This is a genomic window from Amycolatopsis sp. N2S4-7 (assembly GCF_058119595.1).
In genome coordinates this window covers 4,822,216-4,848,263 of sequence record NZ_CP172299.1, presented here as the reverse complement: position 1 = coordinate 4,848,263, position 26,048 = coordinate 4,822,216, and the positions used below count along the sequence as shown (strand labels likewise).

The 26,048-nt window shown below is 73.6% G+C and carries 27 protein-coding genes; 15 read left to right on the top strand and 12 right to left on the bottom strand.

The genetic code is table 11. The features are described from left to right. Nucleotides 1-2: 2 nt before the first annotated feature. Together ACH54P_RS22415 and ACH54P_RS22410 are read left to right on the top strand one after the other, a co-directional pair. Nucleotides 3-395: a PTS sugar transporter subunit IIA gene (locus ACH54P_RS22415; RefSeq protein WP_489915746.1), complete on the top strand. Its 393-nt coding sequence runs from the start codon at nucleotides 3-5 to the stop codon at nucleotides 393-395. Continuing rightward, nucleotides 392-1,699, top strand: a complete 1,308-nt coding sequence (locus tag ACH54P_RS22410) for a hypothetical protein (RefSeq protein WP_489915744.1) — start codon at nucleotides 392-394, stop codon at nucleotides 1,697-1,699. The genes ACH54P_RS22415 and ACH54P_RS22410 overlap by 4 nt, the downstream gene beginning before the upstream one ends. A 133-nt stretch (nucleotides 1,700-1,832) precedes the next feature. Here ACH54P_RS22410 and ACH54P_RS22405 read toward each other — a convergent pair whose 3' ends face one another. Together ACH54P_RS22405 and ACH54P_RS22400 are read right to left on the bottom strand one after the other, a co-directional pair. Then, entirely contained in the window at nucleotides 1,833-2,600 is a 768-nt protein-coding gene (locus tag ACH54P_RS22405; RefSeq protein WP_489915742.1) for a GntR family transcriptional regulator, read from the bottom strand. Nucleotides 2,601-2,648: 48 nt separating this feature from the next. Then, entirely contained in the window at nucleotides 2,649-5,738 is a 3,090-nt protein-coding gene (locus ACH54P_RS22400; RefSeq protein WP_489915740.1) for an AfsR/SARP family transcriptional regulator, read from the bottom strand. A gap of 85 nt (nucleotides 5,739-5,823) precedes the next feature. On the opposite strand from ACH54P_RS22400, the gene ACH54P_RS22395 reads away from it, so the two are divergent. After that, nucleotides 5,824-6,450, top strand: a complete 627-nt coding sequence (locus ACH54P_RS22395) for a thioesterase II family protein (RefSeq protein WP_489915738.1) — start codon at nucleotides 5,824-5,826, stop codon at nucleotides 6,448-6,450. Here ACH54P_RS22395 and ACH54P_RS22390 read toward each other — a convergent pair. Further along, the gene (locus ACH54P_RS22390; RefSeq protein WP_489915736.1) at nucleotides 6,387-6,815 is read right to left on the bottom strand and encodes a hypothetical protein; all 429 of its coding nucleotides are present in this window, start codon (nucleotides 6,813-6,815) and stop codon (nucleotides 6,387-6,389) included. The two genes, ACH54P_RS22395 and ACH54P_RS22390, sit on opposite strands and share 64 nt — an antisense overlap. A 211-nt stretch (nucleotides 6,816-7,026) precedes the next feature. On the opposite strand from ACH54P_RS22390, the gene ACH54P_RS22385 reads away from it, so the two are divergent. Next, nucleotides 7,027-7,440 carry a hypothetical protein gene (locus ACH54P_RS22385; protein WP_489915734.1) on the top strand — a complete coding sequence of 138 codons (414 nt, stop codon included), beginning with the start codon at nucleotides 7,027-7,029 and terminating at the stop codon, nucleotides 7,438-7,440. A gap of 65 nt (nucleotides 7,441-7,505) precedes the next feature. On the opposite strand, the gene ACH54P_RS22380 is transcribed toward ACH54P_RS22385, so the two are convergent. The 4 genes from ACH54P_RS22380 to ACH54P_RS22365 all read right to left on the bottom strand — a co-directional run bounded on the left by ACH54P_RS22380 (nucleotide 7,506) and on the right by ACH54P_RS22365 (nucleotide 10,532). Beyond that, nucleotides 7,506-8,741, bottom strand: a complete 1,236-nt coding sequence (locus ACH54P_RS22380) for an RNA polymerase sigma factor (RefSeq protein ID WP_489915732.1) — start codon at nucleotides 8,739-8,741, stop codon at nucleotides 7,506-7,508. After that, on the bottom strand, nucleotides 8,738-9,052 hold the full coding sequence (locus ACH54P_RS22375) for a YciI family protein (protein WP_489915730.1): 315 nt from the start codon (nucleotides 9,050-9,052) through the stop codon (nucleotides 8,738-8,740). The genes ACH54P_RS22380 and ACH54P_RS22375 overlap by 4 nt, the downstream gene beginning before the upstream one ends. 3 nt (nucleotides 9,053-9,055) lie before the next feature. Further along, nucleotides 9,056-9,388 carry a YciI family protein gene (locus ACH54P_RS22370; protein WP_489916572.1) on the bottom strand — a complete coding sequence of 111 codons (333 nt, stop codon included), beginning with the start codon at nucleotides 9,386-9,388 and terminating at the stop codon, nucleotides 9,056-9,058. Nucleotides 9,389-9,479: 91 nt separating this feature from the next. Beyond that, nucleotides 9,480-10,532, bottom strand: coding sequence for a Shedu anti-phage system protein SduA domain-containing protein (locus ACH54P_RS22365; protein WP_489915728.1), 1,053 nt, complete (start codon nucleotides 10,530-10,532; stop codon nucleotides 9,480-9,482). A 320-nt stretch (nucleotides 10,533-10,852) separates the two neighbouring features. Here ACH54P_RS22365 and ACH54P_RS22360 point away from each other — a divergent pair, with 320 nt between their 5' ends. The 9 genes from ACH54P_RS22360 (at nucleotide 10,853) to ACH54P_RS22320 (ending at nucleotide 19,674) form a co-directional block, all read left to right on the top strand. Beyond that, the gene (locus ACH54P_RS22360; RefSeq protein WP_489915726.1) at nucleotides 10,853-11,830 is read left to right on the top strand and encodes an ABC transporter substrate-binding protein; all 978 of its coding nucleotides are present in this window, start codon (nucleotides 10,853-10,855) and stop codon (nucleotides 11,828-11,830) included. Nucleotides 11,831-12,049: 219 nt separating this feature from the next. After that, nucleotides 12,050-12,841 carry an ABC transporter ATP-binding protein gene (locus ACH54P_RS22355; protein WP_489915724.1) on the top strand — a complete coding sequence of 264 codons (792 nt, stop codon included), beginning with the start codon at nucleotides 12,050-12,052 and terminating at the stop codon, nucleotides 12,839-12,841. Beyond that, the gene (locus ACH54P_RS22350; RefSeq protein WP_489915722.1) at nucleotides 12,834-13,541 is read left to right on the top strand and encodes an ABC transporter ATP-binding protein; all 708 of its coding nucleotides are present in this window, start codon (nucleotides 12,834-12,836) and stop codon (nucleotides 13,539-13,541) included. Before ACH54P_RS22355 ends, ACH54P_RS22350 begins: the two co-directional genes overlap by 8 nt. A gap of 38 nt (nucleotides 13,542-13,579) precedes the next feature. Next, on the top strand, nucleotides 13,580-14,431 hold the full coding sequence (locus ACH54P_RS22345) for a branched-chain amino acid ABC transporter permease (RefSeq protein WP_489915720.1): 852 nt from the start codon (nucleotides 13,580-13,582) through the stop codon (nucleotides 14,429-14,431). Then, nucleotides 14,428-15,504 (top strand): branched-chain amino acid ABC transporter permease, encoded by a 1,077-nt coding sequence (locus ACH54P_RS22340; protein WP_489915718.1) that lies wholly within the window; start codon nucleotides 14,428-14,430, stop codon nucleotides 15,502-15,504. The genes ACH54P_RS22345 and ACH54P_RS22340 overlap by 4 nt, the downstream gene beginning before the upstream one ends. Next, nucleotides 15,491-16,804 (top strand): ABC transporter substrate-binding protein, encoded by a 1,314-nt coding sequence (locus ACH54P_RS22335; RefSeq protein ID WP_489915716.1) that lies wholly within the window; start codon nucleotides 15,491-15,493, stop codon nucleotides 16,802-16,804. Before ACH54P_RS22340 ends, ACH54P_RS22335 begins: the two co-directional genes overlap by 14 nt. A 61-nt stretch (nucleotides 16,805-16,865) precedes the next feature. Further along, nucleotides 16,866-17,432, top strand: a complete 567-nt coding sequence (locus tag ACH54P_RS22330; protein WP_489915714.1) for a TetR/AcrR family transcriptional regulator — start codon at nucleotides 16,866-16,868, stop codon at nucleotides 17,430-17,432. Nucleotides 17,433-17,453: 21 nt separating this feature from the next. Further along, nucleotides 17,454-18,404, top strand: a complete 951-nt coding sequence (locus tag ACH54P_RS22325; protein ID WP_489915712.1) for a GlxA family transcriptional regulator — start codon at nucleotides 17,454-17,456, stop codon at nucleotides 18,402-18,404. A 133-nt stretch (nucleotides 18,405-18,537) separates the two neighbouring features. After that, nucleotides 18,538-19,674, top strand: a complete 1,137-nt coding sequence (locus ACH54P_RS22320; RefSeq protein ID WP_489916570.1) for a Cmx/CmrA family chloramphenicol efflux MFS transporter — start codon at nucleotides 18,538-18,540, stop codon at nucleotides 19,672-19,674. On the opposite strand, the gene ACH54P_RS22315 is transcribed toward ACH54P_RS22320, so the two are convergent. The 3 genes from ACH54P_RS22315 to ACH54P_RS22305 form a co-directional block, all read right to left on the bottom strand. Continuing rightward, a complete protein-coding gene (locus ACH54P_RS22315) occupies nucleotides 19,604-19,795 on the bottom strand; it encodes a hypothetical protein (RefSeq protein ID WP_489915710.1) in 192 nt (63 codons plus the stop codon). The two genes, ACH54P_RS22320 and ACH54P_RS22315, sit on opposite strands and share 71 nt — an antisense overlap. Nucleotides 19,796-19,866: 71 nt before the next feature. Continuing rightward, a complete protein-coding gene (locus ACH54P_RS22310) occupies nucleotides 19,867-20,520 on the bottom strand; it encodes a response regulator (RefSeq protein ID WP_489915708.1) in 654 nt (217 codons plus the stop codon). Next, complete coding sequence (locus ACH54P_RS22305) at nucleotides 20,508-21,707, bottom strand: sensor histidine kinase (RefSeq protein WP_489915706.1); 1,200 nt, start codon at nucleotides 21,705-21,707, stop codon at nucleotides 20,508-20,510. Before ACH54P_RS22305 ends, ACH54P_RS22310 begins: the two co-directional genes overlap by 13 nt. 134 nt (nucleotides 21,708-21,841) lie before the next feature. On the opposite strand from ACH54P_RS22305, the gene ACH54P_RS22300 reads away from it, so the two are divergent. Further along, entirely contained in the window at nucleotides 21,842-22,576 is a 735-nt protein-coding gene (locus tag ACH54P_RS22300) for an ABC transporter ATP-binding protein (RefSeq protein WP_489915704.1), read from the top strand. Beyond that, on the top strand, nucleotides 22,570-25,110 hold the full coding sequence (locus ACH54P_RS22295; protein ID WP_489915702.1) for an ABC transporter permease: 2,541 nt from the start codon (nucleotides 22,570-22,572) through the stop codon (nucleotides 25,108-25,110). Before ACH54P_RS22300 ends, ACH54P_RS22295 begins: the two co-directional genes overlap by 7 nt. Nucleotides 25,111-25,153: 43 nt before the next feature. On the opposite strand, the gene ACH54P_RS22290 is transcribed toward ACH54P_RS22295, so the two are convergent. Further along, entirely contained in the window at nucleotides 25,154-25,615 is a 462-nt protein-coding gene (locus ACH54P_RS22290) for a tetratricopeptide repeat protein (RefSeq protein WP_489915700.1), read from the bottom strand. 43 nt (nucleotides 25,616-25,658) lie between these two features. Continuing rightward, nucleotides 25,659-25,823, bottom strand: a complete 165-nt coding sequence (locus ACH54P_RS22285; protein WP_489915698.1) for a hypothetical protein — start codon at nucleotides 25,821-25,823, stop codon at nucleotides 25,659-25,661. Nucleotides 25,824-26,048 lie beyond the last annotated feature (225 nt).

Below are 26,048 nucleotides of genomic sequence, written 5' to 3'. Positions count from 1 at the left end.
CCATGAGCGTCCCGATCATCCTCGCCGGGCACGGCCGCCTGCCCTCCGGCGTCGGGGAAGCCGCCGAGATGATCCTCGGCCCGCAGTCGCGGCTGAAGGTCTGCGAGCTGAGCCCGCGCGACAGCCCCGCGGAGTTCGGCGCCCGGCTGCTCGCGCTGGCCGGCGACGCCACCGAGGTGCTCGTGCTCGCCGACCTGCACGGCGGCTCGCCGTTCAACGCCGTCCGCGCGCTCGCCGCCACGCCCGGCATGCGCTTCGAGCTGGTCTCCGGGCTCAACCTGCCGATGCTGCTGGAGGTCCTGCTGCACACGACCGGCGACGTCGCCGAGCTCGCCGGGGTGGCCCGCGCCGCCGGCCGCGACGGCGTCGTCGACGTCCTGGAATCCACCTGGTGACCGCCGCGCTCCTGCTCGCGGCGCAGGACGTCCGGATCACCCCGGGCCCGGGCCACCCGCTCGGCGGCTACCTGGCCCGGCACGGCGTCGCGACCGGCACGCACGACGACCTCGAGGCGTCGCTGATCTGGCTGTCCACAGAGGACGACCCCGGGGTGCTGTGGGTGGCGCTGGACGCGCTCGCGGTCGACGCCGGGCTCACCCGGACCCTGGCGGACGCCGTCGCGGCGGCGGTGGGCATCGACCCGGACCGGGTGCTCGTGTGCGCGTCGCACACGCATTCGGGACCGGAGGGCTGGACCGGCCCGCTGCACCCCGGGCTGCCGGGGCGGCGCGACGCCGGGCTGGTCGGGCGGATGGCGGAGAAGGTCACCGGTGCCGCGCTGCGGCTGCGCCCCGGCCGCGGGCGGGTGCGGGCGCGCTGGCACGCGGGCGAGACGGAGGCCGTCGGCGGCAACCGCTACCGGCCGGACGGGCCGCACGACACGTCGTTCGGCGTGCTCGAGCTGCGCCGCGACGACGGCACCCCGGCCGCGCTGCTGTTCGACTACGCCAGCCACCCGACGGTGCTCGGCCCGGAGAACCTCGACTGGTCGGCCGACTGGCCGGGCGCGGCCCGCCGCGAGCTGGCCGCGTTGGTCGGGCAGCCGGTCTCGGCGTTCCTCCAGGGCGCGGCGGGCGACGCCAGCTCGCGTTTCGTGCGCCGCGGCCGCGGCCACGACGAGGTCCGCACGCTCGGCGGCCACCTGGCGACGTCGATCGCGGGCACGCTCGCGGCGGCCGCGGTGTCGTCGGCGGTCACCGGCCCGGTGCGGTTGTCGCGGTCCACGCTGCACCTGCCCTACCGCGACGTGCCGTCCCTGGAAGACAGTCTGGAGCTGCGGCAGTCGGCCGAAGCGGCGTGGCAGCGCGAGCTGTCCCGCCACGGCGACGACCACCCGGCCGTCCGGATCGCGCGGACCCGGTACGAGGGCTGCGCGATGCTGGCCGCGATGGCCGCCACCGACCGGCCCACCGGGTGCGCCGAGGTCCCGGTCACCGTGGTGTCGCTGGGCGAGATCGCCTGGCTGCACACGCCGTTCGAGCTGTTCGCCTCGCTCGGCCTGCGCATCCGGCGGGGCAGCCCGTTCCGGCACACGAGGGTGATCGGCTACACCGACGGCTACCTGGGCTACCTGCCGGACGCCGACGGCCACCGTGACGGGATCTACGAGTCGTACGTGACGCTGTTCGGCCCGGACGCCGCGGACGTGCTGGTGGAGCACGGCCTGAAGCTGCTGCGGGCCCACCACGTCAGCTGCTAGGGCCGCCGAGGGGGAACCCGAAGCGGAACACGGCGACGGCCAGGATGGGCTCGGACGAACCGGCCGCGTCCGGGGCGCGGCTTCGACCCGTGCGGCGGAGGCCAACCAACGCCGACGAGCGCGGGTGCCCGGCTCAAGCAGGGCTGCGGCGGGCCTGGGTGAAGACCGTGTAGCGGTCCGCCCGGTACAGCGACCGGCCCGCCTCGATGACGCCGCCGCTTTGGTCGTGCAGGGTTCCCTCGATGATCAGGCAGGGCTGGGTGGCTTCGATGCCGAGCAGGGCCGCGTCGTGGCTGTTCGGGAGGACCGCCGAGATCGCCGTGTCGTTCCACTCCGGGCGGACGCCCCAGCGTTCCTCGATCGTGCGGTGCAGGGACTGCGTTTCCCAGTCGAACAGCTCGATGTCCGGGAACCGGTCGACGGACAGGTTCGTGCGCTCGACCGCGAACGGCTCGTCCTCGACGTACCGCAGCCGCTCCAGCCGGAACACCCGGGCGCCCGGGGGCACGTTCAGCCGCCCGGCGATGCGCGGGCCCGCGCACTCCACCTCCGCGTGCAGCACCTTCGTCTTCGGCACCACCCCGCGGGCCTTCATGTCCTCGGTGAACGACGTCAGCATGTCGATGTGCGCCGCCTGCCGTTCCGCCGTGAACGTCGCCGTGCCGTGCTGGCGGTACAGGACGCCGTCCGCGACGAGGCGGTTGATCTCCTGCCGCACGGTGCCGCGGGCGACCTGGAAGTGCTCGGCGAGGAAGCGTTCCGACGGCATCAGCCGGCCGGGGCCCGCCTCCGTCGCGACGCTTTCGAGGATTTCGCGGAGCTGGTCGCCTTTCGGCCGCCCCGGCTGCAGTGCGTCCGGGAGCCGGAGATCGCTCGCGGGCACGTGTTTCGGACGGGGCATGGCTTCAGTATGTCGCGCCGCACGGGCGGAGGTAACTCCCGGCGCGGCTCATCCGGTGGCCTGACCGGCCAGTCCGGCCAGGAAATCCCTGGCGAGAGCCTCGCCTGTGACGTGCCCGACGGCGCGGTAGAGAGCGCGGGATTCGCGGGCCGTCCCGTCGGCGAGCGTCGACCGGCCCGCCGCGGCTTCCACCGCCGCCAGCCCGAGCAGGGCTTCCGCCTCCACCACGCGGAACCCGCCCGCCCGCGCCGCGTCGAGCGCCGTCCGGGCGTGCTCGCCCGCCTCGCCCGGGCGGCCGCCGGCGGCCAGGACGCGCGCCAGCGTCGCGGCCGCCTCGGCGAGCTGGCCCCGCAACCCGGACTCCGCGGTCAGCTCCCGGGCCTCACGCAGGACGCGCTCGGCGGCACCGAGGTCACCACGGCCCTCTTCCGCCCGGCCGAGCGCGATCAACGCGGCGGCCTCGACCTGCCGGTCGCCGTCGCGGCGGACGCACTCGAGCGCCGCTTCCGCCGTCCGCGCGGCTTCGTCGTGGTCCCCGCGGGCGATCTGCAGCGCGCTCACGGCGTTGAGCGCGGTCGCCTCACCGAAGCTGGACCCGACGTCCCGGAAGGCCAGCAGCGCCTGGTCGAGGACGTCCCCGGCCTCCGCCAGCCGTCCCGTCGCGAGCAGCACCCAGCCGAGGTCGGCGAGGTTCGCGGCCTCCCAGAACGCGAGGTCCTCCTTGCGGGCCAGCGCGATCGCCTCGACCAGGCAGTCCTCGGCCTGCTCCAGCCGGCCCAGCTGCCGGTAGTGGCAGCTCAGCGAGTTCAGCGCCAGCGCCTCGCCCGACCGGTTGCCCAGCTCGCGGAACAGCTGGATCGCGCGGCGGCTGTGTTCGACGGCCTCCGACAGCCGGCCGGTCCACTCCAGCATCGCCCCGAGGTTCGCGACGGCCGTCGCCTCGCACTCGCGCCAGCCGCACGCCCGGCTGGCCAGCACCGCCTTCTCCGAGTGCCGGATCCCCGCCTCGTGCTGGCCCTCGCGGAAGTACGCACCGCCGATGGACAGGTGCACCAGCGCCTCGGCCGGCTGGGCGCCGTGCTCCTGCGCCGCGCGGAGCACGATCGGGGCGAGCTCCAGCCATTCGGCGCGGCGTCCGTGGTCGTGGAAGAACCGGCGCAACGCGTCCGCGAGGTACCAGGCCCCGGGGTACGGCCCGCGCGTCGCGGCCTGCCGCAGCGCGGCCGACAGGTTCGGCACCTCGACGTCCAGCCAGGCCACGGCCTCGGTGGCGCCGGCGAAGGCGACCGGGCTCGGCGCCGACGGCGCGTCTTCGCGGGGGAGCGTCACGATCCGCGCGCCGAGCAGGGCGACCGCGGCGTCCGCGGCCGCGCAGTAGCCGGTGAACAGCCGCTCCCACGCCCGGTTCCGCGCGGTTTCGTCTTCGTCGGCGCGGACGCACTGCTCGGCGTAGCGCCGGGCGAGGTCGTGGAACCGGTAGCGGCGGGGAGCGTGCGCTTCGAGGAGGTTCGCCGCGGTCAGCCCGCGCAACCGCCGGGTCGCCTCCTCGGCCGGCACCTCCAACAGGGCCGCCGCGGCGACCGCCGTGAAGTCGGCGCCCGGCACCAGCGCGAGCAGGCGGAACGCCTGGCGCAGCCCGGGCGCCAGGGCTTGGTAGGACACCGAAAACGCCTTCGCGACGGCGCTTTCCTCCGCGCCGTCGAAGCCGAGCTGGGCCAGCGGGTCGCCGCGCAGCTCGTCGACCAGCTCGCCGATGCTGGCGACGCCGGTGTTCGCCGCGGCGATCCGCAGGGCGAGGGGGTGGTGACCGCAGAGCCGGGCGAGCTCGGCGGCCGCCTCGGGTTCGGCGGCGGTCCGGTCGCCGAGCAACGCGGTGAGCAGCGCCTGCGAGTCGTCCTCCCGCAGCTGCGCCAGGCCGAGCGACCGCGCGCCGGTGCGCGCGACGAGCTCGTCGAGCCGGTGGCGGCTGGTCACCAGCACCCGCCCCGACGACGGCAGCAGCGGCAGCACCTGGGCGGCGTCGCGGGCGTTGTCCAGCACCACCAGGGCCTGCCGGTCGGCCAGCAGCGACCGGTAGAGCTTGCTCTGGTCGTCGACGCCCGGCGGCACGTCCCGCAGGTCGACGCCGAGGGTGCGCAGCAGCTGGGCGAGGGCGGCGGCGGGGGTGAGCGGCTCGTCGTCGGCGTCGAAGCCGCGCAGGTTCACGTACAGCTGGCCGTCGGGGTAGCGCGCCCGCGCGGTGTGGGCCCAGTGCACGGCCAGCGCGGTCTTGCCGACGCCGGCGGTGCCGGTGATCACCCAGACGTCGCCGGGTTCGTCGAGCGTGGCCAGCTCGGGTGCCCGGCCGGCGAACCCGCGGACGTCGAGCGGCAGTTCGGCGGGCTTCAGCGTGACCGGGGCCGCGACCGGCGCCGGGGCCGGCTCGCCCTCGTTGCGCAGGATCCGCATCCGCAGGTCCTGCAGGGCCTGGCCGGGTTCGATGCCCAGCTCGTCGACCAGCAGGTCGTGCGCCTGGGTGTAGGTCTCGAGGGCTTCCGGGGTGCGGCCGCAGCGGTGCAGCGAGAGCATCAGCGCGGCCCGCAGCCGTTCGCGGAACGGGTGTTCGTCGACGAGCTGCCGCAGCTCCCCGACCACTTCGCCGTGGCGCCCGGACGCCAGTTCCTGCTCGTACAGCTCCTCCAGCACGACGAGCCGGCGTTCGGCCAGCGCCGGGCCTTCGTGCTCGGCCAGCGCCTCGCTGACCCCGCCGAGCGGGGTGCCGTCCCACAGCGCCAGCGCGGCCCGCAGGTGCGTGACGGCCTCCGCCCCGGACGTGGCCCTGGCCTGCGCGACCTCGTCGTCGAACACGTCGAGGTCCCGGTCACCGGGAGCGACCTCGATCACGTAGCCGGGCGCGCGCCGCACGATGACGTCGCGGCCGAGGAGCTTCCGCAGTTCCGAGATGTGCACCTGGAGGCGCCCGCGGACGCTCGGCGGCGCGTTCTCGCCCCAGGTCAGGTCGATGAGGCGGTCTTCGGTGACCACGCGGTTGGGGTTGAGCAGGAGCGCGGCCAGCACGGACGTCTGTTTCTGGCCACCGGGCCGGAACGCCCCCGTGTCGCCGAGGACCGTCACCGGCCCGAGCAGGCGGTAGCGCACGTGTTGCCCCCCGAAGGCGGACCGAAGCGGAACGGAAGTGCCGTGGTCGACCCTAACCCCGGTCGAGAAGGAAGGGGGGCCACGGGTGGACACCGACGATCCGGAGCGCCTGTTGTTCGTTTGTTTCCCGGACGCCGGCGAAGCCGCCGGCCGCTACCGGGCCTGGCGCGATCCGCGGATCGCCGTCCACGTCGTCGAGCTGCCCGGCCGGGGCGAACGCCGGGACGAACACCCGTACCGGGACATGTGGCTGCTCGTGGAGTCGCTGGCCGCGGAGCTGGCCGGCGTGCTCGCCGGCCCGCACGTGCTGTTCGGCGCCGGGCTCGGCGCGCTGGTCGCGTACCGGCTGGCGCAGCGGCGGGTGGCCGCGGGACTGGGGGTCCCGCGGGCACTCGTCGTCGCCCACCAGGCCCCGCCGGACCGGGCCGCGCGGGCCGTGCCGGAGCAGGCGGAGCGCGCGGACGTGAGCCTGCTGGTCAGCGACGCGCACGTGCCGGCGGCGCCACCGTTGCCGTGTCCGATCCGGGGGTTCGGCGAGCCGCACGTGATGGCCGGCTGGGGTGAGCACACGGGAGCCGGGTTCGTGCTCACCCCGGCGCGGGCGCGGGACAGCGCCGCCCTGCTGCGCGACGCGGTCCTGCGCTCGGCCTACCTGATCTCGGCCTTGGCGGTGCAGGGGCCGGCGCCGCCGTCGAAGCTGACCGAGGCGTAGCTCGGGAGGTCCTGGGGGACCGTGACGTCCTCGGGGAGGTGGACGCTGAGCTTCGTGCCCGCGGTGCCGGTGAACGTTCCGGTGTAGACGGACGTGGTGACCCCCGCGTCGACGTAGGAGACGTCCAGCGCGAACGTCCCCGAGTCGCCGATGTAGGGGCCGCCGCCGATCGTCGCGACGGACGGGTGGTACTCCGTCTCGCCCGACGGCTGGTAGGTGACCGAGAGGGTGCCGCGGAACGGGCCCGCGGTGCAGCTCGACGACACCGTCTGCGCGCCGGTCGCGGACGCGTGCGCGGCGGGGGCGAGGACGACGGCCCCGAGGACGGCCGTGCCGATGACGGCTGGGATTGCGCCGGCTCTCATGTTGCGACTCCTCCTGATCGGGTGTGCGGCCGATGCTGCCGGACGCGACTTCCAAATTGCTTCCGTCCACTCGCGCCGCGCTCTTGGTGACCGGCCGGTCACGCGCCGCTCAATGTCCTTCGTGGACCGTGATTCCCCGTGGGGAATTGGCGGGCGGCGGGCGGTCGCGGAGGATCGCGGGGTGCAGACCGCCGCGATGAGGAGGAACCCCGTGCCCGACCTGGACCCGCAGACCCTGGCGAACCGGTACACGGCGCTCTGGATCGAGCCCGCCGTGGAGGCCCGGCGCGCGGAGATCCGCGCCCTGTGGGCCCCGGACGGCGCGCACGTCCTCCTGCCGCCGGAGGAAATGGTGCGGGTGGCGGCCGAACTCGGCTTCGGCTCGCCGACGCTGGAGGCCCACGGCCACGCGGCCATCGAGGCGCGGGTGACGCGCAGCTACGACCGGTTCGTCGCCTCGGGCGAGTACACGTTCCGCACCCGGCCGGGCGCGGTCCGGATGGGCAACGTGGTCAAGTTCGAGTGGGAGTCCGTCGCGGGCGATGTCGTGGCGGGCGGCGGGCTGGAGGTCCTGCTGCTCGACGCCGACGGCTTCATCAAGCGGGACAACATGTTCCCCCTCTGAGGCCCGGCGACGGCCGGGTGCGGGCACCGGGCCGCGAACCGGCGCAACCGGGCAGCGGACCACCCTCACTCCAGTTCGGCGATCCGCCGGGCCAGGTACCGGCGCTCGGCGTCGGTCGGAGCCAGTGCCAGCGCCGCCCGGTAGGCCTCGACGGCCTCGCCGTCCCGGCCGAGGCGGCGCAGGAAGTCCGCGCGGGTCGCGGGCAACAGGTGGTACCCCGCCAGCTCCCCTCCGTCGGCGAGGGCGTCGGCCAACGCCAGCCCGGCGGCCGGGCCGTCCGCCATCGCCACCGCGACCGCCCGGTTCAGCTCCACCACCGGGGACGGGTTCCGCCGCCCGACCAGCTCGTACAGCCGGGCGATGCGGGCCCAGTCCGTCTCCTCCGCCCGGACCGCCGTCGCGTGGCAGGCGGCGATCGCCGCTTGGAGCTGGTACGGGCCGGGGCGTCCGCGGCCCAGTGCGGCGTCCAGCACCTCGACGCCTTCGGCGATCAGCTCGCGGTCCCAGCGGGTGCGGTCCTGGTCGGCGAGGGTGACCACGTCGCCGCCCGCGTCCGTGCGGGTCGCGCGGCGGGCGTCGTGGAACAGCATCAGCGCCAGCAACCCGCCGGCTTCCGGCTCCTCCGGCATCAGCCCGGCGACGACGCGGGCGAGCCGGATCGCCTCCGCCGTCAGCGCCTGCCGCGTCAGGTCCGCGCCCGCGCTCGCCGCGTACCCCTCGTTGAACAGCAGGTACAGCACACCGAGGACACCCGCCGTCCGCTCGGGCAGCAGCTCGGCGGGCGGGACGCGGTACGGGATGCGCGCGTTGCGGATCTTCCGCTTGGCCCGCACGAGCCGCTGCGCCATCGTCGGCTCCGGCACGAGGAACGCGCGGGCGATCTCCGGCGTCGTCAGCCCGGCGAGCGTCCGCAGCGTCAGCGCCACCTGCGCGTCCAGCGGCAGGGCCGGGTGGCAGCAGGTGAACATCAGCCGCAGCCGGTCGTCCGGCACGGGGTCGGCGGCGGGAGCGCACCGGGCCTCGGGCGGGGTCGTGACGGCCAGGTCCCGCAGCCGGTTCGCCTCGGTGGCGCCGCGCCGCAGCCGGTCGAGCGCCCGGTTGCGGGCCGTGGTCGTCAGCCACGCCCCGGGACGGCGTGGCACGCCGTCCCGGGGCCAGGTGGCCAGTGCCTTGGTGAACGCCTCCTGGGCGCACTCCTCGGCCACGTCCCAGTCGCCGGTCACCCGGATCAGGGTGGCGACGACGCTGCCCCACTCGGTGCGGAAGGCCTCGTCGACCGCCGCGCGGACGGCGTCCGTCACTCCCACACCGGGCGCAGCTCGATCGCGCCGAACTTCGCGACCGGGTGCGCGGCGGCGACGTCGATCGCCTCGGCCAGGTCGGCGCAGTCGAGGATGTCGTAGCCGGCGATCTGCTCCTTCGTCTCGGCGAACGGGCCGTCCGAGACGAACGTGCCGCCCTCGCGCGGCCACAGCGTCGTCGCGTCGGCGACCGGCCGCAGCTGGTGGCCTTCGAGCCGGCGGCTCCCGGCCTCGGCGACCCAGTCGTGCGGGTGGTCCTCCGCGGTGCCGGCGAGCTCGGGGTCGACGCACACCCACATCAGGAACTTCATCGCTCAGTCCTCCCGGAACGGCCGGATCTCGATGGGGAACCGCCCCGCCGCGGGGTGGGCGGACGCGATCGCGATGGCGGCGTCGAGGTCTTCGCACTCGACGATCTCGACCCCGGCGATCCACTCCTTGGTCTCGGCGAACGGACCGTCCGTCCGCAGCCGCTTGCCGTCGCGCACCCGCACGGTGACGGCCTCGGCGGGTGGCCGCAGCAGCGTCCCCGCCCGGCTCGCCCCGCGTTTTTCGACGTCACGCAGCCAGGCGGCGAACTCCGGCTGGGCGTCGATCTCGCGGGGGCTCGGCACCTCCGTCCCCTCGTCGTTGCCGATCATCAGCATGTACCGCAAGGCTCCTCCTGGTGGTCCGGTGCAGCTTCTCACCGACCCGACGCGGCCGGTGCCCGGAATCGACAGGGGCCGGGGAAGATTTTCAGCCGGCTTCGGACGGCGCCAGCTCGAGGGCGTTCTCGGCGCCGCGGAGGAGGTCGGCGTAGGTGATCACCTCGACGCGGGAGAGGTGCGCGTTGTAGGTCCTGAGCGTCTCCGCGACCTGCTCGCGGGCCGCGGGGTCCGGGACGTGGTCGGGATGGCCGATGACGACCGTCGCGAACGCGCGCCGGCATTCGATGCCCAGCCGGTTCCGGATGACGTCGCGCTGCTCGTCGAATTCCCGCAGGTAGTTGAGGGTCTGGCCGACCGCTTTGTTCACCTCCGGGCCGACGACGAAGAACTCGCGGTGCTTCACGACGAGATCCGGGACGCACGCGCGTTTCAGCTCGACGACGTGGAGTGCGCCGTCGGCCCGGATGAGCGGGACGTCGAGCTGGGTCATCACCGTCAGGGACCGGCGTTTCGCCTTCTCGATGAACCGGCCGCCGAACATCCACCAGCTTTCGTCGAGAATCCGCTGGAATTCGTTCTCCTTGGCCGCCGGATCCCGGACGACCTCGGACAGCGCGGCGATGACGTCCCGTTGTTTCGCGGTCTGGATGCCGTCGAGCAGCACCTGGCCGGCCCCGTGCGCGGCGAGGACCGCGGCCGCGTTCGGCGCGTCCGCCAAGGCTTCCGCCAGCTGGGCCAGTTGGCCCGCATCGGCTTCCCCCGATCGGACCTTCCGGACGACTTCCGCGAGCGGCGCGCTCTGTTCGCCTTCCGGCTCGGGTGCCGGCTCCGGTGTTCCGAACCGCGCCGACAGGAACCGGTGCAGTGCGCCGATTGCGGCGTTCTCGCACGCCCATTGGCTGGCGCCGGGGCGCAGGTCGAAACCGGAACCGTCCGGCCGCGGTGTCCAGGAATTGACCATAAGAATCAGTTTTTCGCGCTCGTCCGGTTCGCGCGCGAACCAGATCGTCGCGGTTTTGTGGATCTCCGGGCTTTGGTGGATGACGGCCGTCTCGACGTGCCGGTAGCCATTCGGCGCTGAGCGTTCGATCCGTTTCCGGAGTTCTTCGGCGGAATCCGGTTGTTCGGCGGATGCGGTCACGCCGGGCGAGTCGGGCCGGGGACCGGCGGTGTTACGGCGGAGGGTCCCGGAGGCGCCCACAGGTAACGGCCAGGTATCGCCGACCTGCGATGTTGCGGTTACGTCACGCACGCGCTCTTCGTGGGTTTCTTTCCGCCGGGTTCCGACGCCCTGTGGGTGGATTACCCGTTCGGGCTGCTCGTCACTCTTTCGCGTGAACCTGGTGTGACATCTTTCTTGGCAACGTATTTGCGGACCCGGAAATCGTCATCTACAGTCCGGCGAATCACGGCTGGACAAGCCGGATTCCGTGATCGAAAGATTCTTTTCCGAGGAGTGGTATGCCCCAACGCGCCTCGACCCGCCGGCTTGCGCTGCTCGCCATGGTCGTTTCCCTGCTCGGTGCGTGCAGCCAGCCGGGCGGTTCCTCGTCCGCCGGTGCCGTCGAAAAGCCGTCGATCCGGGTCGCGATCCTCACCACCGTCGACCTCGCCACGCTGTGGCTGGCTCAGGAAGGTGGCTACTTCAAGGCCGAAGGGCTCGAGGTGCAGACCGACGTCGGCGCCAGCGGGCAGGAGACGCTGACCCGGATGGTGGGCGGCCAGGACGACCTCGCGCTGTCCACCTACACGCTGTTCTTCCTGGCGAAGAGCAGCGGCTCCGCGGATGTGAAGCTGGTTTCCGACGCCACTTCGGCCAGCCCGCGCAGCAACGTGGTCGTCACCGTGCCGAACTCGCCGGTGAAGACCGTGAACGACCTGGGCGGCAAGCGGATCGCGATCAGCTCGAAGAACGCCGCTTCGGACGTGCTGACCCAGTCGGTGATGCGCGACCACGGCATCGACACCGCCAAGGTGCAGTGGGTCCCGATGCCGCTGCCGGAGATGGGGGCCGCACTGGCGCAGGGCCGGGTCGACGCGGCCTACCAGCCGGAGCCGTTCCTCACCCAGGCCGCCAAGACGGCCGGCGCGTACCCGGTGGTCGACGCCGCCAGCGGCAGCACGCAGGCCTTCCCCCTCACCGGCTACGGCGCCACGGCCAAGTGGGCCCAGGACCACCCGAAGACCCTGGCCGCGTTCCAGCGCGCCATGCTCAAGGCGACGCGCGCCGCGGTGGACCGCGCCCGCGTCGAGCCGCTGGTGGTCCGCAACGCGCGGGTGGACCAGGACATCGCGAGCCTGATGGTGATGCCCGCCTTCGGGTCCACCCTGGACGCCCGCCGCATCCAGCGGGTACCGGACCTGCTGCAGCAGCTCGGCGTCATCCAGACGAAGCTCGACGCCTCTTCGATGATCGCTCCGCAGGCCAGCATCGGCTGAGCCGGGCCGGCACGGGAAGGGCGGGTGCGCACCGGCGCACCCGCCCTTCTCGCGTGGTGAGCACTTCCCCCGAGTACCGGTCTTGCCGAAATTTTCGGACCGGCCGGGAAGATCCGGTTTTCGGTGGTTCGCACCTTGACACGACCGGCGCCGCACCCCACCCTCTTCATACCGACCGCGCGGTACGGCCTGGTCCACATGGTGAGACGGGAGTCATCGATGACCCTTCCCGGCGAGGAACTGCTCGTCGTCGACGGCCTCACCGTGCGCTTCGGCGGCCTCACCGCGCTGCACGACGTCCGGCTGAGCGTCGACGCGGGCACCGTGGTCGGGGTGATCGGGCCCAACGGCGCGGGCAAGACGACGCTGTTCAACGTCGTCTGCGGCTTCGTCCGGCCCCAGGCGGGCCGCGTGCTGTGGCGGGGGAAGCCGCTCGGCCGGCACCGCCCCGAGCACCTCGCCGGGCTCGGGATCGTCCGGACCCTGCAGGGCCTCGGCCTGTTCGCCGGGCTGACCGTGCTGGAGAACGTGATGGCCGGCGCGGGCCGCCACGCCCGGACCGGCCTGCTCCCGGCCCTCGCCGGCGCCGGCCGCTCGGCGCGCGACGAGGCCGCGCTGGCCGACCGCGCCCGCGCGACGCTCGGCGAACTCGGGATCGCCGACCTCGCCGACCGGTTGCCCGGCGTGCTGCCTTACGGCGTCCGGAAACGCGTCGCGCTGGCCAGGGCGCTGGTGGCGGAACCGGACCTGCTGCTGCTCGACGAACCCGCGAGCGGGCTGTCGGCCGCCGAGCTCGTCGAGCTGTCGACGCTGATCCTCTCGCTGCGGCGCCACATGGCGGTCGTGCTCGTCGAACACCACATGGACCTGGTGATGCAGGTCTGCGACCGCGTGGTGGTGCTGAACTTCGGCGAGGTGATCGCGGCGGGCACCCCGGCCGAGATCCAGGCCGACCCCCGCGTGGCCGAGGCCTACCTCGGCGACCCCGCCGAGGAGGCGCCCGGTGCTTGAGATCGAAGAGCTTTCCGTGGCCTACGGCGCGGTCCGCGCGCTGGACGGCGTCGGCATCGAAGTCGAGCGGGGCGGGATCACGGCCGTGCTCGGGGCGAACGGGGCCGGGAAGACCACGCTGCTGCGCACCATCAGCGGGCTGGAACCCGCCCGGGGCGGCCGGATCGCCTGGGACGGCAAGGAACTCACCGGGCTGGCGCCGGACCGGATCGCGCGGGGCGGGGTGGCGCACGTTCCCGAAGGCGGTGGGGTCATCACCGAACTGACCGTCGACGAGAACCTGCGGCTGGGCGCCCTGTGGCGGCGGGACCGCGCCGACCGCGCGGCCGCGCGCCGGGAGATGTACGAGCTCTTCCCGCCGCTGGAAGAACGTTCGGCGAAACCCGCCTCGACGCTCTCCGGCGGGGAGCGGCAGATGCTGGCCATCGGCCGGGCGCTGATGAGCCGGCCCGAGCTGCTGCTGCTGGACGAGCCGTCGCTGGGGCTCGCGCCGCTGATCACCGCGCGGATCATGGCCATCCTCCGGGACCTGCGGACCGCCACCGGGCTCACCGTGGTGCTCGTCGAGCAGAACGCCCACAGCGCGCTGTCCATCGCCGACCGCGGGTACGTCCTCGCGCTCGGCCGGGTGGTGGCGGTCGACACCGCGGCGGAACTCCTGGCCGACGACGGCCTCCGCCACGCCTACCTCGGTTTCTGAGACTTCCGAACCACCCAGCAGGAGGTGAACGGTCCGGTATGCAGGACTTCTTCGACCTGACCCTCGGCGGGATCTCCAGCGGCGCGGTGTACGCGGCGCTCGGGCTCGCCCTGGTCATCATCTACCGGGCCACCCGGGTGGTGAACTTCGCACAACCCGCCCTCGCGCTGATTTCGACGTACCTCGCGTACTCGGTGACGAAGGCGACGGGCAGCTACTGGCTCGGCTTCGCCGTCGCGATCGGTGCCGGGACCGTGCTGGGCGTCGCCACCGAACGGCTGCTGATCCGGCCGCTGCGGCACCGCTCCGAGCTGAGCTCGATCATCGTCACCCTCGGCCTGCTCCTGGTGCTGCAGGCGGTCGCGGGCATGATCTGGTCCAACGAGCCGCTGGCGTTCCCGTACGCCTTCGACTTCCGCGGCCGGTTCTCCGCCAACGACCTGTTCGTGGTGCTCATCGTCCTCGCCATCGCCGCGCTCGTGCTGGTGGTGTTCAAGTACACACCGCTGGGCCTGCGGATGCGGGCGGCCGCGTTCGCCCCGGAGGTGGCGCGCACGCTCGGCGTGCGCGTCGGGCTGATGCTCACCGTCGGCTGGGGACTGGCCGCGGCCGTCGGCTCGCTGGCCGGGCTGCTCGCCACACCACCGTTCCTCTTCCCGAACGTGCTGGACGGCGTCTTCGTCTACGCCCTCACCGCGGCGGTCCTCGGCGGCCTCGACAACCCGCTGGGCACCATCGCGGGCGGGTTCGTCCTCGGCATCGGACTCTCCTACGTGTCCGGCTACCTCGGACCGGAGATGGTGACGATCGCCGCGCTGGCCATCCTCGTCGTCGTGCTGACCGTGCGCCCCGCCGGGTTGTTCGGCCGCGCGAAGGTGAGGCGGGTATGACCGTGCGCACGAGTCTTCCGGAAACCCCGGTGAAGGCACCGGAAAAGATCCGGAAGCTGCCGCCCCTGCTCGTCCACGCGCTGGCCGCGCTGGGGGCGCTGGCCGTCGTCGTCGCGCTGACCCTGGTCACCGACGAGTTCACCAACCTCCGGATCGCGACGATCGGCTACTACCTGATCGCGGTGGCCGGGCTGACCCTGCTGACCGGCCTCACCGGCCAGGTTTCCCTGGGCCACGGCGCGTTCATGTTCATCGGCGCCTACACGGTGGCGTTGCTGGTGCGGCGCGTCCCGTCGTTCCCGCTGTGGGCCGACCTGCTGCTGGCCTCGGCCGCCGGCGGGCTCGCCGGGCTGCTGGCCGGGGCCGCCGCGGCCCGGCTGCGCGGCCCGTACCTCGCCGGGGCGACCCTGGCCCTGGCCGTCGGCCTGCCCGCGCTCACCCGCCGGTTCCCGGACTTCCTGGGCGGGAGCAACGGACTCAGCTTCACCGTCCACAGCAGACCGTCCGGAGTGGTCGGCCTGGTTCCGGAGCTGCGCTGGCAGACCTGGATCGTCTGGCTCAGCGTGCTCCTCGCGCTCGTGCTGGTGGTGAACATCGTCCGCGGGCGGCTCGGCCGGGACTTCCGCGCGGTCCGCGACGACGAGGTCGCCGCGTCGCTGAGCGGGATCGCCGTCGGCCGCACGAAGATCCTGGCGTTCCTCGTGAGCGCCGTGTGCGGCGGCCTCGCCGGTGGCCTGCAGGCGTTCCTGCTCGGCACCGCCGCACCCGGCTCGTTCACGCCCGCGTTGTCGCTGAGCCTGCTGGCGGCGGTGGTGCTGGGCGGGCTCGGGTCCCTGTGGGGCGCGCTGTGGGGCGCGGTCGCGCTCGTCTACTTCCAGGCGTGGTCGGAGGACCTCGCCGACGTCCTGCACCTGAACACCGACGTGGCCAACAACCTCCCGCTCGCGGTGTACGGCGTGATCCTCATCGTCGTCGTGCTCGCCTTCCCGCGTGGCATCCAGGGCGGTTTCCAACGACTGCGCGGGCTTCTCCGCCGATCCGCCGAGCAGAAGGAGAACCATGAGAACCACTAGGACCGTCGCGGGATTCGCGGCCTTGGCGCTCGCGCTCAGCGCGTGCGGCGGCGCGGGGGAGAGCGACGGCGGTGGGCAGCAGGCCGCCGACTCGGCCGTCGGCGTCACGAAGGACGCCGTCGTCATCGGCACCCACCAGCCGCTCACCGGCCCGGCCGCGCCCGGGTACAGCAAGATCTCCGTCGGCGCCCGCGCGGTGTACCAGTCGATCAACGACGGCGGCGGGATCAACGGCCGCAAGGTCGACTACCGCGTCGAGGACGACGGCTACAACCCGACGAAGACCGTCGAGGTCGTGAAGAAGCTCGTCCTGCAGGACAAGGTGTTCGCGATCGTCGGCGGGCTGGGCACGCCGACGCACTCGAAGGTGATCGACTACCTGAACACCGAAGGCGTGCCGGACCTGCTGGTGTCGTCGGGCGCGCTCGCCTGGGACAACCCGCAGAAGGCGCCGATGACCTTCGGGTACCAGGTGGACTACACCCGCGAGGGCAAGGTCCAGGGCAAGTACATCAAGGACAACTTCGCCGGCAAGAAGATCGGCTACTTCACGCAGAACGACGACGTCGGCCGCGACACCCAGGCCGGGCTCGACCAGTTCGTCAAGGACCAGACCGTCGTCCGGCAGGGCTACGACAGCGCCAACACCGACGTCACGCCGCAGCTGTCCGCGCTCAAGGGCGCCGGCGCCGAAATCGTCGTCTGCGAGTGCATCCCGGCGTTCACCGCGCTCGCCATCCTGGCCGCGGCGAAGATCGGCTACCACCCGCAGTTCGTGGTCAGCAGCATCGGCGCGGACCCGGCGACGCTGTCCGGGCTGCTGCAGGACTTCGCCAAGCGCGGCGGCGCCAGCGTCTCCAGCGGCCAGCTGCTGGCCGGCCTGATCGGCACCGGCTACCTGCCCGACGTCGCGCAGACGTCGGACCCGTGGGTCGCCTACTTCAAGGGCATCCACGACAAGTACATCCCGAAGGAGCCGTTCACCAACACCGTGCTGTTCGGGATGGTGCAGGCCTACACGTTCGCGCAGGCGCTGAAGGCCGCCGGGCCGGACCCGACGCGGCAGAAGGTCGTCGACGCGATGAGCTCCGGCGCGCTCAAGGGCCCCGGGCTGACGCCGTTCGGGTTCTCGAAGGACTCGCACTCCGGGTACACCGGCGCGTACGTCTTCAAGATCAACCCGGACACCACCACGACCGTGATCCAGCCACCGTCGGTCACCGACCGGGGCACCGGGGCGATCACGCCGTACACCGGGGAACGCGCCACTCCGGAGCAGGTCAACCTGCTGGGCAAGTGAGGACCGGGCCGGTTCGCGGCAGCGTCGCGGACCGGCCCGCCCGCTCACATAGGGTGGCGACATGACGGTGCGGGAGAAGGTCGTGCGGGCGGCGGTGCGCCTGTTCGCCGAGAAGGGCTTCGAGGCCACGACGGTCCGGGAGATCGTCGAAGAGGCCGGCGTCACCAAGGGCGGGCTGTACCACTACTTCGAGTCCAAGGACGACCTGCTCTTCGAGATCTACACCGCGATGCTGCGGATGCAGACGCGGCGGATGGTGACGATCGCCGAGTCGGACCTCCCGCTGCCGGAACGGCTGCACGCGATCGTCGCCGACGTCGTGGTCACCAGCATCGCCGACCTCGACGCGGCCACCGTGTTCTTCCAGTCGTTCCCGCTGCTGGAGAAGTCCAAGCAGGTCCAGGTGCGGGCCGAGCGGCGCACCTACCACGAGCGGGTGCGCGACCTGGTGGCCGAAGGCCAGCGCGCGGGCGTCTTCCGCGGCGACGTGCCCGCCGACCTGGTCATCAACTACCACTTCGGCGCGATCCACCGGCTCGGCATGTGGTACCACGCCGACGGCGAGCTGTCGGGGGAGCAGGTGGGGGAGCACTTCGCGAACCTGATGCTGCGCAGTCTCCGTCCTTAGTGGACGATCTATCGTGGTGACATGCACATCGTGGCGGTCCTCGCGCTGGACCAGGTCGTCCCGTTCGACCTGGCGACCCCCATCGAGGTCTTCTCGCGGACGCGGCTGCCGGACGGCCGTCCCGCCTACGACGTCCGGATCTGCGGCCCGGAACCCGAGGTGGACGCGGGGATGTTCACGCTGCGGCCGCCGTGGGGCCTGAGCGGGCTCGCGGACGCGGACACGGTCATCGTGCCGGGCCGGGCGTCGAACCCGCCGGTGCCCGCGGACGTCGTCACGGCGCTGCGTTCGGCCGCGGCGCGGGGTGCGCGGATCGCGTCGATCTGCTCGGGCGCGTTCGTCGTCGCCGAGACCGGCCTGCTGGACGGTCTCCGCGCGACAACCCACTGGGCGGCGGCCGCGGAGCTGGCGCGGCAGTACCCGTCGGTGGCCGTGGACCCCGACGTGCTCTACGTCGACAACGGGCAGCTCCTGAGCTCGGCGGGCGCGGCGGCGGGCCTGGACCTGTGCCTGCACCTGATCCGTCGCGACCACGGCTCGGCGGTGGCGGCCGACGCCGCCCGGCTGTCGGTGATGCCGCTGGAGCGCGAGGGCGGCCAGGCGCAGTTCATCGTGCACGACCAGCCGCCGACCCCTCGCGGGTCGGAGCTGGAGCCGGTGCTGGCGTGGATCGACGAGAACTGCGCCGCCGAGCTGACGCTGGCGGAGATCGCGGCGCGGGTGGGGATGAGCACGCGGACGTTGAACCGGCGGTTCCGCGAGCAGACGGGCACGACGCCGTTGCAGTGGCTGCTGCGGGCCCGCGTCCGGCGGGCGCAGCACCTGCTGGAGTCGACGGGTGACCCGGTGGACCGCATCGCGGGTGACGTCGGGTTCGGGTCGCCGGGGGCGTTCCGGGAGCGGTTCAAGCGCGTGGTGGGCACGAGCCCGCAGGCCTACCGGGCGAGCTTCCGCGCGCTCGGGGTGCGTTAGGGTCGGGGACATGTCGAGCCCCGAAGCGTCCAGGGCGGGGCTGCCGGTCATCCCGGCGGCCCGGTAACTCCCGCTCTCCCGCGTTTCCGGGCTTCCCGGGTGACCACGAAATCGTCCTTCGATTCCGTGTCCCCTGGAGTTTCGCGTGCCCCTGTACTTCCTCGCCCTGGCGGTCTTCGCCATGGGCACGTCCGAATTCATGCTGGCCGGGCTGGTGCCCGGCATCGCCGCCGCGCTGGACGTCTCCCTCGCGCAGGCGGGCTACCTGACCTCCGCCTTCGCGGCCGGCATGGTCGCCGGCGCGCCGCTGATGGCGGCGCTCACGCGGTCGTGGCGGCGCCGCACCGCGTTGCTCGGCTTCCTGGCCGTCTTCGTCGCGACGCACGTCGCCGGCGGGCTGACGACGTCGTTCGCCGTCCTGCTCGGGACGCGGCTGGTGGCCGCCGTCGCCAACGCCGGGTTCCTCGCGGTGGCGCTGACCGCGGCCACCGCACTCGTACCGCCGGACCGGACGGGCCGCGCGCTCGCCGTCCTCCTCGGCGGGACGACCGTGGCGTGCGTGGCGGGCATCCCCGGCGGGGCGCTGCTCGACGCGGCCTTCGGCTGGCGCTCGGCGTTCTGGGTCGTCGCCGTGCTGTGCGTGCCCGCGTTCGCCGGGGTGTGGCGGATCCCCGACACCCCGGCCGGCGGCGGCCCCGACCTGCGGGCCGAGCTCGCCGAGCTGCGGCCGGTTGCCGAGATGCTCCTGGTCGGCGCCCTGGTCAACGCGGCCACCTTCGGCGTCTTCACCTACCTGGCGCCGTTGGCCGACGGCGTCGCCCCGGTGCCGGTGGTCCTCGCCGAGTTCGGCGTGGGCTGCTTCGCCGGGGTGGTGGCGGCGGGCCGGCTCGCGGACCGGTGGCCCGGCCGGGTCATCGCGATCGGCGGCTCGCTGCTGCTCGCGGGCTGGCTCGTGCCGGCGCTGGCGCCCGCGGCGCTCGCCGTCCTCGCGTTCCCCCAGGGCGCGCTGTCGTTCGCGGTCGGCGGCACGGTGGTCACCCGGATCCTGCACCGGGCCACCGGCGCACCGACAATGGCGGGCTCCTACACAACGGCGGCCCTGAATCTGGGTGCGACGGCGGGCCCGCTGCTCGTCGGCGCGTTCCTCGGCGCCGTGAACCCGTTCGTGATTGCCGCGGTGTTGGTTGCGGTGGCCTTGCTCAGCGCCGTCGCCGGACGTGGTGGACGACCAGCAGCACCAGGGCCACGGTCGCGATCGCGCCGGCGGTGATGCGGATCGGGTCGGGCAGGCCGGTGAAGGAGCCGACCGCGTTGACCGCGGCGCTGACGAGCAGGACCGGCCAGAGGATGGCGGGGGCGGCGGTGCGGGTGGTGGCGATGTCGTTGTCCATGCCGGAAACGTTAGGGATTTCCGCGGCCGCGGACGATCCCGCCGGCACCCGGAAGCGGGGTAGCGCCAGCGCTACCCCGCGTCCCGGCCGAGGTAGGCCAGCACCGCCAGCACCCGGCGGTGCCCGCCTTCGTCCGACGGCAGCCCGAGCTTCGCGAAGATGTTGCGGATGTGCTTGAGCACCGCGCCGTCGCTGACGACCAGGAGCTCGGCGATCGTGCTGTTGTTGTAGCCCTCCGCCATCAGGGCCAGCACCTCCCGCTCCCGCGCGGTCAACGCGGCCAGCGGATCCGCGGCGCGGCGCCGGGACATCAGCTGCCCGATCACCTCGGGATCCATCGCCGTGCCGCCCTTCGCGACGCGCTGCAGGGCGTCGAGGAACCGCTCGACCTTGCCGACCCGCTCCTTGAGGAGGTAACCGACGCCGCCGACGCCGTCGGCGAGCAGCTCCACCGCGTAGCTCGTCTCCACGTGGGCGGACAGCACCAGCACCGGCAGGGCCGGGTGGATCTCGCGGGCGCGCACGGCCGCGCGCAGGCCTTCGTCGCGGTGCGTCGGGGGCATCCGCACGTCCATCACGACCGCGTCCGGGCGGTCGGCGGCGATGAAGGCGAGGAAGTCCTCGGCGTTGTCGACCGCGGCGGCCACCTCGATGCCCGCGGTCTTCAACAGCAGCGACAGGCCTTCGCGCAGCAGCGCGTCGTCCTCGGCGATCACGACCCGCATGGCAGCTCCACTCGCAGCACGGTCGGCCCACCGGGTGGGCTGGTCAGGGACAGGGTTCCGTCGAAGGCTTCGGCGCGGCGCCGGATCCCGGCGAGCCCGCTGCCGCGGGACTCGTCGGCGCCGCCGCGGCCGTCGTCGCGGATTTCGAGGCGCAGCAGGCCCGCCGTGCCGCCGAGCGTGATGTCCACTTGGGACGCGTCGGCGTGCTTGGTGACGTTGGCCAGCACCTCGGCCACGACGAAGTACGCGGCGGCCTCGACCGCGGCCGGGCGGCCGGTCTCGTACTCGACGGTGACCGCGACCGGCACCGGGCTGCGCTCGCCGAGCGCGCGCACCGCCCCGGCCAGGCCGCGCTCGCTCAGCAGCGGCGGGTAGATGCTCCGGACGACCGTGCGCAGCTCGGCCAGCGCGTCGGTGGCGGTGTCCTGCGCCTTCACCAGCAGGTCACGCGCCGCGGCCGGGTCGCGCTCGTAGAGCTGGCCCGCGACGCCGAGCTGCAGCACGACCGCCGCGATCCGCGCCTGGGTGCCGTCGTGCAGGTCACGCTCGATGCGGCGCAGCTCGGCCCCGTGCGCCTCCAGCGCCGCCGCCCGCGTCGCGGTCAGTTCGGCGACCCGGTCGGCCAGCACGACGCCCGGGGCCGGTCGCAGCAGCTTCCGCGCGGTCGTGGCCTGCCAGCGCGCGGCCCGCGGCAGCAGGAACGTGGCCCCGGCCATCGCGGCGGCGACCAGGAGGTCGAGCCCGGCCCGCGGCCACGAGTCGACCATGATGCCGAGGGAGCCTGCGATGCCGCCCGGCACCACCGGCCAGACGAACGACGTGACGACCTGCTGGACCGCGCCGACCGGCAGGCCGACCGCCAGGCTGCCGAGGAGCAGCCCGGTCGCGGCGTGGATCGCGAGCCACGCGACGTCCCGGCGGGTCGCCGGGTCCTTCAGCGGGGAGCCGTCCCGGTAGGGCTCGGGGATCGCCTCGCCGAGCTTGCGCGCGGCCCGGCGGCGGTCGACCCCCACCGGCCACCGCGACAGCCGGATCGCCGGGGCCAGCGACGGGATCCCGATCCCGAACGGGCACAGCAGGAGCACGGCGAACAGCCCGACGAGGGCGAAGATCGACAACAGCGAGGTGCCGGCGCCGACCACGAGGTAGCGAACCGCCGACCAGCACTCGCGCAGGCGGGTCGTCACGCCGACAGTGTTCCACCTGTCCCACCCCACCCGCCGTGGTGGTGCTGGCGCTACCCCGGATCCACCTCTCCACGGGATCGAACTCCCGGCCCCGCCGCCCTAGTTTTCCTTGCGAGACAACGAAGGGGAACAGGATGACTACAGCGTATGCGCTGGAACTGGCCGGGGTGCGGAAGGTGTACGGCACCGGTGACGGCGCGGTCACCGCGCTGGACGGCGTGTCGACGGGGGTGGCGCGGGGGACGTTCACCGCGGTGATGGGGCCGTCCGGCTCCGGCAAGAGCACCTTCCTGCACTGCGCGGCCGGCCTGGACCGGCCGACCTCGGGACAGGTGCTGCTGGGCGGCACCGAGATCGGCAAGCTGAAGGAGGGCGAGCTGACGCGGCTGCGGCGCACCCGCGTCGGGTTCGTCTTCCAGGCCTACAACCTGCTGCCGTCGCTGAACGTGCTGCAGAACATCACGCTGCCGCTGCGGCTCGCCGGGCGGAAGCCCGACCCGCAGTGGCTGCGGGAGGTCGTCGACGGCGTCGGGATCGCGAACCGGCTGGAGCACCGCCCGGCGGAGCTCTCCGGCGGGCAGCAGCAGCGCGTCGCGATCGCACGGGCGCTCGTCACCCGGCCCGAGGTGGTGCTGGCCGACGAGCCGACCGGCGCCCTCGACACCCGCACCGGGCGGCAGGTGCTGGACCTGCTCCGCGCGGTCGTCGAGCAGATGGGCCAGACCGTCCTGATGGTCACCCACGACCCGGTCGCCGCCTCCGCCGCGCACGGCGTGCTCTTCCTGGCCGACGGCAAGCTGGCCGGCCACCTCCCGCACCCCACCCCCGAGCGGGTGGCGGAGCGGATGACGCACCTCGGGGAGTGGTGACCGTGCTGGACCTGGCCTGGCAGACGATCCGCAGCCGGCTCGGCGGGTTCGCCGGCGCGTTCGTCGCGATCCTGTGCGGCACCGCCCTGGTGGCGGCCTGCGGCGTCCTCATGGAGTCCGGCCTGCGCGCCGGCGTCCCCACCCAGCGCTACGCCGCCGCGGCCGTCGTCGTCGGCGGCCCGCAGACCGTGCGGCCCCCGGGCGCCGACGCGCTGTCGGCGGTGCAGGTGGGCGAGCAGCCCACGGTCCCGGCGGCCCTCCAAGGGCGGATCGCGTCCGTTCCCGGGGTGCGTGCGGCGGTGGCCGAGCAGAGCTTCCCGGCCCAGGTCGTGACCGGCGACGGGCAGGTGCTCGGCGGTCCGCAGTCCCTGGGCCACAACTGGGACGCCGCCGTGCTGGCGCCGTTCACCCTGCGCGGCGGGGACGCGCCCGCGGCCGCCGACGAGGTGGTGCTGGACGCCGACCTCGCGCGTCGAGCCGACGTCGGCATCGGCGGGCAGGTGCGGATCGTGACGCGGTCGACGCCGGAGACGTTCCGGGTGAGCGGGGTCGTCGGCGGCCTGTCGCGCCAGTCGGCGCTGTTCTTCACCCCGGCGCGGGCCGCCGAGCTGGCCGGACGGCCCGGGCAGGTGCACGCGATCGGCGTCCTGGCCGAGCCCGGGGTGTCGCCGGAGGCACTGGCCGACCGGGTGCGCGCGGCCGTTCCCGGCGTCGACGTGACCAGCGGCGTCGAGCGCAGCAGCATCGAATTCCTCGACGTCAGCCAGACGCGGACGCTGCTGCTGGCGATCGCCGGCTCGTTCGGCGGCTTCGCGCTGCTCGTCGCGGTGTTCGTGGTCGCGAGCACCCTGGCGTTGACGATCAACCAGCGGCGGCGCGAATTCGCGCTGCTGCGGGCGGTCGCGGCGACCCCGCGGCAGATCCGCAAGCTCATCGGCACCGAGACGACGCTGATCGCCCTGGTCGCCGGCGTGCTCGGGAGCGTGCTGGGGCTGGCCGTCGCGTCCGGGCTGCGGGACGCGTTCGCCGCGATCGGCGTGGTCCCGGCGGACTTCGGGCTGGCGTTCAGCCCGCTGCCGCTGGCCGCCGCGGTGCTGCTCGGCCTGGGCGCGGCCCGGCTGGCCGCGTGGGCGGCGTCGCGGCGGCCGTCGTCGATCCGGCCGGTCGAGGCGCTGGGCGAGGCGGTGGTGGAACGGCGTGAGCTCGGCCGCGGCCGCCTGCTCACCGGCTGGGGCCTGGTGCTGGCCGGGGTCGGCGGCGCGCTGGTCCCGCTGTTCCTGCGCGGCGAGGTGGTGACCGCGATGTCGTCGATGGCCACGCTGGTGATCGTCGTCGGCCTGGCCGTGGTCGGCCCGCAGGTGACCGGGCTGGTCGTGCGGTTCCTGGTCCCGGTGCTCGCGCGGGTCTGGCGGATCAGCGGCTACCTGGCCGGCGCGAACGCCCAGGCCAACACCCGGCGCGTCGCGGCGGCGGCGACCCCGCTGATGCTGGCGGTCGCGTTCGCCCTCGCCATGTTCTACGGCCCGACGTCCGCCACGGCGGCCGCGTCGGAGGAGACCGCGCGTTCGACAACCGCGGACTACGTGCTTTCCGGCCCGGGCGGCGTCTCGCCGGAAGTCGCCTCGGCCGTCGGCCGGGTGCCGGGGGTGGCCGCGGCGACGCCGGTGGTGCGCACGTCGGTGATCACGGCGTCCTCGGTCGGCGACAGCGTGGAAGTCCTGCGGACGCCCGCGCAGGGCGTGGCGGGTGACCAGCTCCGCGGCGTCCTCGAACCGGGCGTCGACGCCGGGCGGCTCACCGACCTGACCGGCGACGCGGTGGCGCTGAGCCGGTCGGAGGCGGACTGGCTGGACAAGAAGATCGGCGACGAGGTGTCGTTCTACTTCGGCGACGGCGCGCCGGCGAAGCTGCGGCTGGTGGCCACGTACACGCGTGACCTGGCGTTCGGCGACTTCCTGCTGCCGGTGGCGCTGGCACGGGAGCACACCGGGGGCCGGCTGGACGACTCGGTCCTGGTGCGGCGCGCCCCGGAGGCGGACCCGGCGGCGGTGTCGGCGGCGTTGCGCGCGCTGCCGTACGCGGGCCTGGTGGTGGCCCCGGCGGCGTCGGTGGCCGCGCCGGAGGGCGGCGACCGGCAGGCGCAGTTCTACCTGAACCTCGTCGCGGTCGGCGTCATCGTCGGGTACCTGGCGATTTCGGTGGCGAACACGCTGGTCCTGACGACCGCGCAGCGGAGCCGGGAGTTCGCGCTGCTGCGGCTGGTCGGCACGACCCGCCGCCAGGTGACCCGCATGATGCGGCTCGAGGCGCTGGCCACGGTGGGGATCGCGGTGGTGCTGGGGACGCTGGTGGCGTTGGTGCCGCTGGGGTTGCTCAACGTGGGGCTGCGGGGGAACCCGCTGCCGTCGGGGCCGCTGTCCGTCTACTTCGGAATCAGCGGCGGCGCGATCCTGCTGGGGATGGTGGCGATGGGACTGGCGACGTCGGTGGCGCTGCGGGCCCGGCCGGTGGAGGCGATCGGGCTGCGGGAGTGAGGGAGTCCGGGCGCCGTCCCCCTCGGCCGGCGCCCGGACGGCTTCAGGCGAGCTTCGCCACCAGCACGACGAGCAGGATCGCCAGCACCGCACACCCGCCCTTCACCGTCCGGCTTCTGGGCCGGCGCCCGTAGGGACCTTCGGCCAGCCGCTTGCGCGCCTCGCCGTGCCCACCGTGGGCGGCCTGGCGGTACCAGGGCTCGGCCGCCGCCCAGTCGCCGAGCTTCTCGGCGTAGAGCCGGCCCAGGAAGAACGCCGCCTTGGCGTCCCCGTGGTAGGCACCCCGCCGGTACCACTCGGCGGCTTCGGCGAGATCGCCGTCCCCGGGCCGTTTCTCGAACCTGGCGCGCGTCCGCCCCTCGACGAGCAGGCCCACCCGAGCCATCGCCTCAACCGACCCAGCCGCGGCGGCGCGCCGGTAGAGCCGTTCGATCTCGGGCAGATCGCGGGCGGAACCGGAGAACTCGAGCCGGTACCCGGCCAGGTACAACTCGTCCGGACTCATGCCGGCGACGGTAGGGGAAGGGAATGAAATCCCGATGAAACGGCTAGGGCGTGCGGTCCCGGTCGCGGTTGAGAACGAGGGTGTCGTCGTCGAGGTACATCTGCGCCGGCGCCGCGTGCTCGGCCAGCACCCGAGCGGACTTGCGCCGGAGCGACAGCTCTTGCGCGGCGCCACCGGCGACGATCACAGCCGAGGTCGCGACGGCCATGGTGGCACTGCCCGGCGCTGCCGACCCTGGACGAGGTGGCGGCCCCGGACCACATCACCTGCGGCAGCGACTTCCCGTACGCCCCGGCCCCAGCGGTGAGGTTCATGGACAAGTAGCGGGGAATCTGTTCCGTACACCCGAAACTTTCCGAAAGTTATTGCCCCACCACCGCCGCCGAACGCATGCTTTCGCCATCCTGGCTCGCCTGCCAGCCTCGACGAGGAG